This window comes from Aldersonia sp. NBC_00410, assembly GCF_026342035.1.
In the GTDB taxonomy this organism is placed as follows: domain Bacteria; phylum Actinomycetota; class Actinomycetes; order Mycobacteriales; family Mycobacteriaceae; genus Aldersonia.
Map to the genome: position 1 here is coordinate 25,096 of NZ_JAPENM010000009.1, position 11,772 is coordinate 36,867.

Here is an 11,772-nt window from a genome sequence, read left to right on the forward strand (position 1 = left end):
TCGCCTTTGGGTCAACCGACGGTAGTGCCGCGCCTCGGCACTCTCACGGGTTCGGCTCACCGTGACCGCAACGACGCCCGTAGGGTGTGGAAATGAGCACCGAACGTCTCGAAGCCCAACGCCTGATCCCCGCCTCCGCAGCAGAGATCTTCGCCGTGCTGTGCGATCCGCAGGGGCATGTCGCGATCGACTCCTCCGGGATGCTGATGGATGCCGAGGGCGAGCCGGTCACCGCGGCGGGTGACAGGTTCCTGGTGCACATGGACCGCGAGTCGCTCGGCGACGTCCCGCTCGGCCACTACGACGTTCAGGTCGTGATCGAGGAGTTCGACGCGGACAAGCGAATCTCCTGGACCGTCGACGGCCAGATCAAGCCCCCGATCGGCCATGTGTACGGCTACGACCTCGCACCGGGCGAGGGCGGAACGCTGGTGACCTCGTTCTACGACTGGTCGGCGATCAGCGACAAGTGGCGCGAATCCGGCCTATTCCCAGTGATCTCGCAGCCCGCACTGCGCGCGACGCTCGGCATCCTCGAGCGCGCCGTGGTGCGCGGCTACCCGCGAGCCGCGGCGCGCGACTGACGAACTCGCCCCAGCGTCAGGATGGCGCGTCGCCGTAGATGGTCAACCAGATCGCCCGGCCGAGCGCTTCGGCGAGCCGACCGTCCGAAATGCGATGGCGCGTGGCGATGGTCCGTTCCACCATCGATGTCAGCACGACCGCGGTGGCATGCACGTCCACGTCCTTGCTGATCCGGCCGGACGACTGCAATTCACGGAGCCGGCGGCGGACCAACTCCACGAACGCATCCACTCTCGCCCGCCAGTACCCGCCGACGTCACGGTCGTAGCCGGACACCTCGACGAGCGCCTCGAGCAGCAACCGATGTCGGGTGAAACCGGCGATCATCTCTCGCATCGCATCGATCGCGCTAGCCTCGGTCGCCTCGCCCCCGCCCCACCATTGCGCGGCGGTGCGGAACAGATCATCGGTCGCGAGATCGGCCATCCGGATCAGCAGTTGGCTCTTGTCGGGGAAATAGCGGTAGAAGGTGGAGCGCGCGATGTCGGACTCGGTCGCGATGCGCTGCACCGGCAACTCGGTGAATACCGCGCCCTCGGCCAGTAGCCGGTCCACCGCCGCGAGCACCCGCTCCTCGACGTCTTCACGCCGCTCGTCCCGACGAGCGGGCGCATTCTTCGCCATGCGGGTGACCGACACCATGATCACCATCATGCCTGCGGAACGCTCGCCGCGAGCGGAGGCATTTCAGAAATCGGTTATTGACAATCGGCCAACAGCGCGCCACGATCGGATCGGACACTATGTCCGAACACTATGACCCATAGGGGTAGTGGATGGTGTACACGCTCGACAAAGTCGTCGAACATCAAGCCGCACAACGCTATTGCGCGCGCCGGGAGGCCCGCCGATGAGCGGCCCGGACACTGTCGAACACGCCGACGCGATCGTGGTCGGCACGCGGTGCGCGGGTTCTGCCGCGGCGATCGCCCTGGCCAGGGCCGGTCGGCGAGTCATCGGCCTCGACAGCGCCCGTTTCCCCTCCGATGCACTCTCGACTCACCTGCTCTGGCCGGCGGGGGTCGCCGAGTTGAATACCCTCGGCGCACTCGAACCGGTACGCGAACTCGGCGCACCACCGCTCACCGTCGCTATGGCGGTCGCATCGGGTCCGGGATACACGGTTCGCGCGCCGTACACCCCCTACGAGGGCATCGACTACGCGATGTGCGTCCGGCGGACCGGCATGGACGCGGCGCTGGTGGAAACCGCGCGTGAAGCGGGCGCCGAAATCCGGGAACGAGCACGGGTTTCCGAGCTCGTCTGGTCCGACGGGCGCGTTGCCGGGGTGCGTTACACGAACGCGGACAACACGATTCGAGAGGTACGGGCACCGTTGACGATCGGCGCCGACGGCCGTGGTAGCACAGTTGCCGGTCTGGTCGGGGTGCGCGACCAGCCGTTCCTCGACGTACGCAGCGGGCGGAACTGCTTCTACGGCTACTGGCGCGACAACAAACCCGAGTGGCGCGACACCGCGGTAATGTGGCGCGCCGCCGCACTGCTCGGCACCGCGTTTCCGTGTGACGACGGCTTGGTGCTGTGCCTGCTGCAGCCACCGGTCGATCAGTCGCCGCAGAAGGTGACCCGCGGGGTGGAAGAGTTCTACCGGGGCATGGTCGAACAGATCCCGGGCCTGAACGAGCGGATGCGCGGCTGCGAACTGGAAGGCAAGGTTCGCGTCGGCCTCAATATTTCCTCGTACTTCCGCCGGTCCGCCGGACCGGGCTGGGCACTGGCCGGCGACGCCGGGCACTTCAAGGATCCCGTTACCGCACAGGGCATTCGCGATGCAATGCGCTATGGCCGGCTGCTCGGCGAGAGCGTCGCGAGGTCGCTCGACGACCCGCACGTGCTGGACGGGGAAGTGCTCGAGTGGGAGCGGCGGCGCGTGCGTGAGTGCATGGACATCTTCCAGTGGACCAATCGGCAGGCCCGCGGCGAGCCGCTCACGCCGCTCGAACTCGAGCTCTACCGGTCCGCGGACGAGCATCCCGATGTCGCGGTCGGTCTGATCGAGGTGTACTCCCGGCTGCGCACGCCCAATAACGTGGTGTCGCCCGCACGACTCGCTCGGGTCGTCGCCCGCGGCATCTCCGGCCCGGTCAGTTCCCGGGCGGCGTTCACCAAGCAACTTGGCCGCGAAGTCCGAGACGCCGCGAGCGAATGGGCCCAGCGTCGCGTCGCGTTGCCCGATCTGCCCACGCCGCCAACGGATTCGGTGCGCCGTGCTGCGCCCACATCAGCCCGTCAGTAGCTCCATCCCACCAGTTTGCCAGGGGGTCGAAATGAAGGAAGCCGGCAGTGGAGCTGCAAGTTTCAACCGTCGCGACGTATTGCGCGCGACGATCGTCGGTGGTGCCGCGGCAGCAGCAGTGACTGTGCTGCCCGGCACCGCCGGCGCACATCCCCGGCCGCTACGCCAAACACCGATCCTGCCGAAGCCCGGCCGGTCGGTCGCAATCTTCGGCGGCGGCATGGCGGGACTATCGGCGGCACACGAACTGAGCGAGCGCGGGTACGCCGTCACGGTGTACGAGCCGGCGTTCCTCGGCGGCAAGGCGCGCAGTATGGACGTGCCGAACACCGCGGCGGGCGGGCGAAAGAACCTGCCCGGTGAGCACGGGTTCCGATTCTTCCCCGGCTGTTACCAGCATGTGCCGGACACGATGTCGCGAATTCCGTTCCCCGGCAACCCGCACGGCGTGCTCACCAATCTGCGCCCGGTGGAGTCCAGCGTCATCGGCATCAAGGGTTCGCCCGCCGTCGCGGCCCCGTTCGGGGTTTCCGGCATTTCCCAGCTCACGCCGGAAACGATCGAGAAGGCCATCATCACGGCGGTTGGCTTCATCCCACAGCTGCCGCCGCTGGAGATGGCGTTCTTCGTCAAGATGATGATGATGTGGTTCACCAGCTCGGAGGAACGACGGTTTGGGCAATGGGAGTACCTGACCTGGGAGAAGGCGCTCGAGGCCGAGGGTAAGTCGCAGGCCTACCGGGACTACCTCGTGAATGCGCTGACTCGTATCACCGTCGCGGCGAAGCCGCACGTCAGTTCTGCACGCACGATCGCCACCATCGGCGAGGCGCTGGTGCTCGCCGCCACCGGAATCGTTCCCGAGTACAAGGGCGGTGCGGACCGAATCCTCAACCGCCCCACCAACGAAGCGTGGATCGACCCATGGGTGGCCTACCTGCGCGCACGCGGTGTTCAGTTCATCATGGGCCAGCGCGCCGTGAAACTGAACGTGGCCGATGGGCGGATTTCCAACGTCACAATGGCCGACGCGTCGGGAGCACGCAGCACCGTGCACGCCGATTACTACGTGACCTCGATGCCCGTCGACAAAGCGCAACCGCTGATCACCGACGAAGTCATGAACGCCGACCCGCACCTCGCCGGCATCCACAAGCTGTACGCCGACTGGATGGTGGGCATTCAGTACTACCTCACGCGGCAGAGCGGTCTGCCCGAGGGGCATATCGCCTGCATGGGTTCGCCATGGGCGATCACCGGACTGCGGCAGGCGCCCATGTGGGCCAACAAGTTCCAAGACACCTACGGTGACGGCACCGTGGTGGAATGCCTGTCCATCGACGTGTCCGACTGGGATACGCCCGGCATTTTGTTCGGCAAGCCGGCCAAGCAGTGCACCAAAGAGGAAGTGCACCAGGAGGTCTGGGCGCAGGCGAAGATGTGGCTCAACACCGGGCGGAGCTGGCTGCGTGACGAGGACATCCATTCCTGGCACCTCGACCCCGGTTTGACGTGGTCCGGTGGCGCAACGCACAACGAGACGCCACTACTCGTCAACACCGTCGGTTCGTGGGATTGGCGTCCGAACGCCACCACCGCGATCCCGAACCTGTTCATCGGCGGCGATCACGTGCGCACCCACATCGACCTGCCCACCATGGAGGCCGCAAACGAATCGGGTCGCGCCGCGGCCAACGGCATCATGAACGCCGCCGGCGACCCAGGACCGCGCGCCGGGATCTTCCCACTGGTGCAGCTACCGATCTTCGACGCAGCGAAGAAGATCGACGCCGACCGCTTCCGGGCGGGCCAGCCTCACCTGATGGACGGGTGAGTCGCCGCCCGGGCGACGCGGCGACAATCAGGGGGTCGGCGCGTCGCCCGGGCGTGCGTATGCGGTAACGGTCGCGAACGAGCCGACCTTGCCTTCGGCAGTTCGCGCAATCACTTCCGAGACACCGAATCCACGACCGTCGTGCACTGCCGTGGCTTCGAATATCGCATCCACATCGATCGGCACGGGCCGCACGAAATTCACCGAGTAGCGCGCAATCCGCTTCGGCACGCTGGAATCCAGCGCGGCGAGACCCGCCAAGCTCGATGCGGTCGACACGATGCCGCCGTGCAGCACGCCACTGAAGTTGCGCAGCCGCGAATCGGCACCGACCACGAGCAGCGCACCCGATTCGGCCAGCTCCACGCGTCCGCCGATCGCATCGAGCACAGACTTGGGTTCCGGCTCACCGGTCCGCTCCTCGTTCGAGGGAAACCGGAACTCGCGCGGCATCTCCGGCAGCGGCGGGACGTATCGCGACCGGAGCAGACCGGCGGCGATCACCCGCCCGCTGCCGGTCACCACTTCACACGTCCCCGCGCCGCCGCCATCGTCGTTGGACAGGTGCGCGGTGCGCAGGTCCAGGTAGCGGGCGGACGGTTCCGGATCGGCAAAGCTGTCGATGGTCAACTCGCTGGTCACGGTCCAACGCTCGGTGAACCTCGCGAGGTGAATCTGGGCCCCGAGCAGCGCGTCCACACCAACCGCGAGCGATGCCGGGCTGAAGTAGCCGGCGTCGTCCGTGCACCACGGACCCAGCCCCATGCGCAGCGAACCGCGCCCCGGATCGGACTCGATTCGGAAGATCACCTCGGGGTTCATCGACACCACTTTCTCCGCGGCCGGACTGCGCCGACCGAACATCTCGCCCCTCGTTCCTATCAACCGCCCGCGACCGCGTCGCGCCGGAGGGTCCGGAAGCGGTAGTAATCACGCTGATCGCAACCGGTCACGGCGGCCCTCCGCGGCCATAACGTCGGTCGCATGTCTGCCGTCGAGCGAGGAGCGCGTGTGCCCGAATCCAAGGCGTCCGAGCCGTTGTTATTGAGCACCGATGTCCTCGTGATCGGCGGTGGCCCGGCCGCCACCTGGGCCGCGCTGTCCGCCCGCGAGGCCGGTGCCGAAGTGATCCTGGTCGACAAGGGCTATTGCGGCACCAGCGGCGCGACCGCGCCCGCGGGCACCGGCGTCTGGTACGTCGCGCCGGATCCGGACGCACGGGCCGCGGCCAAGGCGAGTCGCGAGGCGCTCGGCGGCTACCTGGCCGATCACGGCTGGATGGACGACGTCCTCGAGCAGACCTGGACGAACATGAACCGGCTCGCGGTCGGGGGCCGGTACCCGTTCCCGGTCGACCCCGACACCGGACGGCAGATCCGCACCGGGGTGCAGGGGCCGGAGTACATGCGCCGGATGCGGGCGTGGATCCGCCGCGTCGGCGTGACGATCTTCGACCACTCCCCGGCCCTCGAACTGCTCACCGACGCCGACGGCCAAGTGCGCGGCGCCGCCGGCTACCACCGGCGGGAGGATCGCGACTACCGGATCACCGCCGGTGCGGTCGTGCTCGCGAGCGGCGGTTGTGCATTTCTGTCGAAGGCGCTCGGCACCGACGTCGACACCGGTGACGGCGCGCTGATGGCAGCGGAGGTCGGCGCGCAGTTCTCCGGCATGGAGTTCTCCAACGCCTACGGCATCGCACCGGCCGGTTCGACGATCACCAAGACCGCCTACTACGGCTTCGCCACCTTCTTCCACGAGGACGGCCGGGTGCTCGAGGGCGCCGGCTCGCTGCGTGGACGGTCGGAGATCGCGCGAGCCCTGTTGCGGGAGAAGGTGTTCGCTCAGCTCGACCGCGCCGACGCGGAGGCCCAGCAGCGGATGCGCCTCGGCCAGCCGAACTTCTTCCTGCAGTTCGATCGGCGCGGGATCGACCCGTTCACGCAACGGTTCGAGGTGGATCTCATTGCGGAGGGCACCGTGCGCGGCACCGGCGGACTCGACGTCGTCGACCGCACCTGCGCGACCACCGTGGGCGGCTTGTTCGCGGCCGGCGACGCCGCGACCAGGGAGCGGATTTGCGGTGGCTTCACCGGCGGCGGGAGTCACAATGCGGCGTGGGCGATGTCCTCGGGGACCTGGGCCGGTAGCGGCGCAGCACAATTCGCCCGCACTGCCGGACGGGTCGGGCATGCCGACGTGCGCGGCGCGGGCCGGGTCGGGTTGCAGCCGAGTGGTACCGGTGCACTGACCGCGGACGAGGTGGTCGCCGCTGCGCAGGCCGAGCTGATCCCCTACGACAAGAACTTCATTCGCGACGGTGCGCGCCTGACGCCGGCTCTCACGCAACTCGATGCGCTGTGGGAGGCAGCATCCGCGGAACTCGGTGGCGCGGGCGCGCTGCGGGTGCGTAGCCGACAGGCGGCCGCGATGACGGCGGTCGGACGGTGGATGTACGCGTCGGCACTCGAGCGCACCGAGTCACGCGGAATGAGCAAGCGCGACGACCATCCCGATCTCGATCCGGCGCAGCATCACCACATCCTCAGCGGCGGGCTCGACGCGGTGTGGACGAAGCCGGCCCCGGTGCCCGCATGATCGAACTCGTCCTCGCGCAGGACTGCATCGGCTGCGACAAGTGCATCGACGTCTGCCCGACGAGCGTGTTCGACCGCGGCGCGAAGGGTGTGCCGACGATCGCCCGGCACGGCGACTGCCAGACCTGCTTCATGTGCGAGGCGTACTGCCCCACCGATGCGCTCTACGTTCATCCGCAGGTGACGCCGCTGGCCGATCATGATGACATCGAGCAGGAACACGTCGGGCGCTATCGCGAGCAGATCGGTTGGGGGCGTGGACGTTCACCCGGTGCGAAGGTGGCGGTCGGGCCGGAGTTGCCGAAGGGTGCGCTGCCGCCGCGCCGATCCTCGGACGGGTGAGCATTTCTGACCACTCGTCGCATTCGCGCACGGAATCCCGTCCGCAAACGCGAGGAGTGGTTGATTTCGTTCAGCGCCGACTGTCCGCCGGGTAATCGATCATCGACCGCCACCAGTCCTCGTCGAGTTCTTCGCCGCGCATCGCCGAGCGGGTGAGGCCCCACGCCATGAACACCCCGAGCGCGGCGAGCCAAACGGCGAATCCGATCCAGCCGACCCACATCAGCCAGACGATCGCCTCCGGCGGATCGGCGAGCATCAGGACCGGCGCGGTCAGTACCCCCATGCCGACGAAGTAGGCGGAGCCCGCCCGGTCCATCCGCAGAATCAACCGGAGCATCGGGTGTGCGTGCGTCGGGGTGGCCACGGGTGTCTCCTTCCGGAGCGGGATGGTGATTTCGACGCTACGCCCGGGAGGTGTGCGCGGCGATTACCGCCGAGGTAATGGGTTCGTGCATCACCTCTTTGCTGCGCAACACCCCCACCACTGGATACAGTTAGCCGTTCGTGCAAACGCTCCTGGCGAAAGGCCGGCTCGTTGTCGCTCGATAACTTCCCACCCGAATTCGTGCAACAGGGCCTCGACACGCAGCAGCGGGACGCGGCTGGAATCCTGAATGCCGATTTCAACATCACCCAGATCGACGGGTCCCAACCGTTCGTGGCGCGCCGGATGCTGAACACCAAGGTGAAGCTGGAGGACGGTTTGCTCCCCCCGGAGCTGGAGATTCGACGGCACGTGTCCTTCGAATACCGCGATGTGGTGCTGGCGCGCGGCGAGAACTGTGCGGCGATTCTGGAAATCGGCCTGCGGTCACTCGATGTGTCGGTCAGTTCGACGACGTTGGCGGCGGCTCAGCAACTGGCCGACCAGATCGTCGAGCGAGCGCCCCGGCCGAATTTGGCGGGCCGGATGATGATCCACAACTGGTTCCGGGATGGGTCCAAAGGTACTCAAACCAACCTGCAGTTCATTTCCGCGCCCGAGTGGAACGACATTTCACGGAACTACCCGCCTGCGGTGGCCGCGGTACTGGCCGAACTCGTCGCCCTCGAAAGACCTTCCGGTCGTGGCAAATTGATGCTGTGGCACGGTGATCCCGGCACCGGCAAGACCACGGCGATCCGGTCGCTGATGCGGGAGTGGCGGCCGTGGTGTCAAACGCACTACATCGCCGATCCGGAGCGGCTCTTCGCGGACGCGGGATATTTGACCGAGGTCGTCAGCTACCGGCACAAGGACGACTGGGATCCGACGACGGCGCCATGGCGGTTGGTTGTGGCCGAGGACAACGATGAATTCCTGCGCACCTCGGCACGGAACGAAACCGGCGCACCGCTGGGCCGGCTGCTCAATTTCTCCGACGGCATTCTCGGGCAGGGATCGAACACGCTGTTGCTGATCACCACCAACGAGCGCCTCGACCGCCTGCACCCCGCGCTCATCCGGCCCGGGCGTTGTCTCGCGCAGATCGAATTCACGCGATTCAGCACCGCCGAGGCGCGGGCGTGGCTGCCCGAAGGTAGCGCGGTCCCGAACTCGGCAACGCTCGCCGAGTTGATCGAACGCGTCGGGACCAATCAGCGCATCACCAACCGCACTGCGCCCGTGGAGAACAGCGGCGCCTACCTCTGAGGCGCACCGATTTCGCGGATGCGTCGCGGCGCCGCGCACCCGGGTGCGACGATGGCAGCGTGGGAACGATCGACGACTATCTCGCGGGCTTGACACCCGACGACCGCGCTGTCATCGAGCATGTGTACGAGATTGCGCGGGAGATCGAACCAGAGGCCGAACAGGGCAACGGCTACGGGATGCCGGCGCTGACGTTGCGGGGCAAGCCGCTACTGTCGGTCATGCGCGCCAAGAAGCACATCGGGGTGTATCCGTTCAGCCCGGACGCGATCGTCGCCGCCGGTGCCCGGCTGGACGGGTTGGATACCGCCAAGGGCACCATCCGCTTTCAGCCTGCCGCGCCGATCCCGGACGACGCGGTTCGTGCACTCGTCGAGTTCCGTCGAGACCAGATCGCCGGGAGTTGATCATTCAGCGCAGCGGACCGCCGGTGACGGCCTGCGTCGGCACGCAATCGACCGCCCGCGGGTGCGCGGGATCGAGTGCGTTCAGCACGAGTGCGGCGGCGTTCGGTGAGGATGCGAGACCGATGTGCACTACCACGCGGCGCAGGCGTTGGGTGCGTCGTTCCGCGCCGGAATCCCCGCAGGCAACGTGTAGGTGACGAGGGCCTCGGCGTCCCGAGTCGACGTATTCGCGACACGATGCGGCACACCGGCGGGGATGACGACGACCTGCCCGGTGCCGTAGGTCGTGCCTGCGCAGTTCGTCGACGTCTGGAGCACGACGTTGCCCCTGGTGACGAGCGAGACTTCGAGTCCCTCGTGGGTGTGCCATCCACTGCTCGACGGTGGGCCGCCGCGCAGCCTCACGCGGACAGTGCGTCGGACCGGGGCCGGGTCAGCGTGAAGGTGTCGACAGCCGTGAGGCCGGCGGGCGTTACCGCGAAATATGTCGCCTCGATGGTGGTGCGGCCGCCCGGCGTCCCGGGATCGACGTCGAAACTGCAGAACCCGTAAGGGTTGGCGGAATCTTTGAACGCCGACCAGACCGCCTGCTCCATAACGTAGTTCGGTGCCATCCGGTTACGGTTCGCCGGGTCGGGCGCGCCCACGGACATGATCACCCGGCACTCGCCGTTCGGGAAGAACAGGGAGTTCGACGGCACGCTGGTGCCCCCGCCGCCGATGACCAGGTGCACCGTGCCTTTCGTGGTATCGATTGCATCGCTGAGCATTTCGACAGGATTAGGCGTCAGCGTGTCGGTCGGCAACGTTCCGCGGACCGGATGCGAACGCTCGTAGTGGTGTTCGTGGCCGCACAGCACGAGATCCACCTGGTACTGGTCGAAGAGCGGTAGCCAGTCACCGCGGATGCCGAGGTCGGCGCCGTTGCCCTTGGCCGACGAGATCGCCGTCTGGTGCATGAAGACGACGACCCAGTCGATGCCCTTGTCGGCCCGTGCGTTTGCCAGTTCCTTCGCCAGCCATCGCCGCTGTGCGCCGCCGGAGTAGCCACGAACGTAGCTGTCGCCGCCGTCCTGGAGGCAGACGTCGTCGTTGGCCACCGCGATCACGCGCATGCCACCGACGGTGAACGCGTACCACAGGCCGCGCAGCGGTTCGTCGCTGCCGGAGTTCGGCACCGTGAAATAGGTTTGGTAGGCCGCATATCCAATGTCACCGTTACCCGACTCGTTCTCGTGGTTTCCCGGCGCGGGCATCCACGGCCGGTGCCGAGCCGACCTGCTGTTGTTGGTCCACCAGTCGTTCCAGGTGCGAATCCGATCGGTGGCGATGTTGGCGTAGCAGAGATCGCCGTTGACGAGATTGAACAGCGGCGCAACACTTTCCACGGCGGTTGTCACATCGGCGGCGACCGGCGAACCGAGGTTGTCGTTGACGAACTTCCCACTCGCCGGGTCCACCTTGCCGAGCGTCGGCGTGCCCTGATCCCCGAAGCTCGTGAAGCGGAATCGCGCACGCCCCGAAGGCGCCGTCCGCAGGGTGCCGAGTTCGACCGGCACACCGTCGTGGCCCGCTGCGTAGATGTACCGACTGTCCGGCTCCAGGCCGGTGAGTCGGGCATGATGTACCTGGACCTCGATGCCGGACTTGGCATCTCGATAGGTTGATGTCTGTGCTTCGACGACCGACCCGAGCTCACCATCGGGCGATCCGAATCTAACCATCGGCTTGGTGACCGAGCGGGTGGTGTGCCAGGACACCACGACTTCGCGGGCGGCGTCGGCACCGAACTGCAGGTGCAACCCTGCGACGGTCGGGACGTCGCCGGTGCCCGCGGCCGATACACCGGACGGCCACGGGATCGCTTGCTTTCCGTCGTTCATCACGGCGGCGGTCACTCCGGATCCGACCGCCAGGCCGGCGACGGCGCTCGCGGAGGCACCGAGCAGCCAGCGCCGGCTTACTGGCGGGGACTTCGGTTGCGTGGCTCGTTCGGATTCCGGCTGATTTGCAGGGGTGTCGTCGGCCATTCTGCATAGCTATCGGACGCTGGTGGAATCGGCGTAGCGCTGCAGTGAACGTCGGCGGGCGTGGGCGGGAATGTCGTGGTCGCT

13 protein-coding genes are annotated in these 11,772 nt (G+C 67.1%); 7 read left to right on the forward strand and 6 right to left on the reverse strand.

Annotated elements, in window-relative coordinates; translation table 11 throughout:
- The first annotated feature begins 92 nt into the window (after nt 1-92).
- Nucleotides 93-584, forward strand: coding sequence for a polyketide cyclase (locus tag OG921_RS20130; protein WP_266114308.1), 492 nt, complete (start codon nt 93-95; stop codon nt 582-584).
- A 16-nt stretch (nt 585-600) separates the two neighbouring features.
- Here the strand turns inward: OG921_RS20130 and OG921_RS20135 are convergent, their stop codons facing one another.
- Nucleotides 601-1,227: a TetR/AcrR family transcriptional regulator gene (locus tag OG921_RS20135; RefSeq protein ID WP_266114309.1), complete on the reverse strand. Its 627-nt coding sequence runs from the start codon at nt 1,225-1,227 to the stop codon at nt 601-603.
- A gap of 208 nt (nt 1,228-1,435) precedes the next feature.
- On the opposite strand from OG921_RS20135, the gene OG921_RS20140 reads away from it, so the two are divergent.
- Nucleotides 1,436-2,842, forward strand: coding sequence for an NAD(P)/FAD-dependent oxidoreductase (locus OG921_RS20140; protein WP_266114310.1), 1,407 nt, complete (start codon nt 1,436-1,438; stop codon nt 2,840-2,842).
- 31 nt (nt 2,843-2,873) lie between these two features.
- A complete protein-coding gene (locus tag OG921_RS20145) occupies nt 2,874-4,676 on the forward strand; it encodes an FAD-dependent oxidoreductase (RefSeq protein ID WP_266114311.1) in 1,803 nt (600 codons plus the stop codon).
- Between the two features lie 27 nt (nt 4,677-4,703).
- On the opposite strand, the gene OG921_RS20150 is transcribed toward OG921_RS20145, so the two are convergent.
- Entirely contained in the window at nt 4,704-5,540 is an 837-nt protein-coding gene (locus OG921_RS20150; protein ID WP_266114312.1) for a PaaI family thioesterase, read from the reverse strand.
- Between the two features lie 147 nt (nt 5,541-5,687).
- On the opposite strand from OG921_RS20150, the gene OG921_RS20155 reads away from it, so the two are divergent.
- Together OG921_RS20155 and OG921_RS20160 are read left to right on the forward strand one after the other, a co-directional pair.
- The gene (locus OG921_RS20155) at nt 5,688-7,274 is read left to right on the forward strand and encodes an FAD-binding protein (protein ID WP_266114313.1); all 1,587 of its coding nucleotides are present in this window, start codon (nt 5,688-5,690) and stop codon (nt 7,272-7,274) included.
- A complete protein-coding gene (locus tag OG921_RS20160; RefSeq protein WP_266114314.1) occupies nt 7,271-7,615 on the forward strand; it encodes a 4Fe-4S dicluster domain-containing protein in 345 nt (114 codons plus the stop codon). Before OG921_RS20155 ends, OG921_RS20160 begins: the two co-directional genes overlap by 4 nt.
- 70 nt (nt 7,616-7,685) lie before the next feature.
- On the opposite strand, the gene OG921_RS20165 is transcribed toward OG921_RS20160, so the two are convergent.
- Nucleotides 7,686-7,982: a hypothetical protein gene (locus tag OG921_RS20165; RefSeq protein ID WP_266114315.1), complete on the reverse strand. Its 297-nt coding sequence runs from the start codon at nt 7,980-7,982 to the stop codon at nt 7,686-7,688.
- A gap of 171 nt (nt 7,983-8,153) precedes the next feature.
- Here OG921_RS20165 and OG921_RS20170 point away from each other — a divergent pair, with 171 nt between their 5' ends.
- Complete coding sequence (locus OG921_RS20170; protein ID WP_266114316.1) at nt 8,154-9,251, forward strand: DUF5925 domain-containing protein; 1,098 nt, start codon at nt 8,154-8,156, stop codon at nt 9,249-9,251.
- A gap of 59 nt (nt 9,252-9,310) precedes the next feature.
- A complete protein-coding gene (locus OG921_RS20175; RefSeq protein WP_266114317.1) occupies nt 9,311-9,658 on the forward strand; it encodes an iron chaperone in 348 nt (115 codons plus the stop codon).
- A 4-nt stretch (nt 9,659-9,662) separates the two neighbouring features.
- On the opposite strand, the gene OG921_RS20180 is transcribed toward OG921_RS20175, so the two are convergent.
- The 3 genes from OG921_RS20180 to OG921_RS20190 are packed head-to-tail and all read right to left on the reverse strand — an operon-like array spanning nt 9,663 to nt 11,688.
- The gene (locus OG921_RS20180) at nt 9,663-9,794 is read right to left on the reverse strand and encodes a hypothetical protein (RefSeq protein ID WP_266114318.1); all 132 of its coding nucleotides are present in this window, start codon (nt 9,792-9,794) and stop codon (nt 9,663-9,665) included.
- A complete protein-coding gene (locus OG921_RS20185; RefSeq protein ID WP_266114319.1) occupies nt 9,788-10,063 on the reverse strand; it encodes a cupin domain-containing protein in 276 nt (91 codons plus the stop codon). The genes OG921_RS20180 and OG921_RS20185 overlap by 7 nt, the downstream gene beginning before the upstream one ends.
- Nucleotides 10,060-11,688: a metallophosphoesterase family protein gene (locus OG921_RS20190; protein ID WP_266114320.1), complete on the reverse strand. Its 1,629-nt coding sequence runs from the start codon at nt 11,686-11,688 to the stop codon at nt 10,060-10,062. Before OG921_RS20190 ends, OG921_RS20185 begins: the two co-directional genes overlap by 4 nt.
- Nucleotides 11,689-11,772 lie beyond the last annotated feature (84 nt).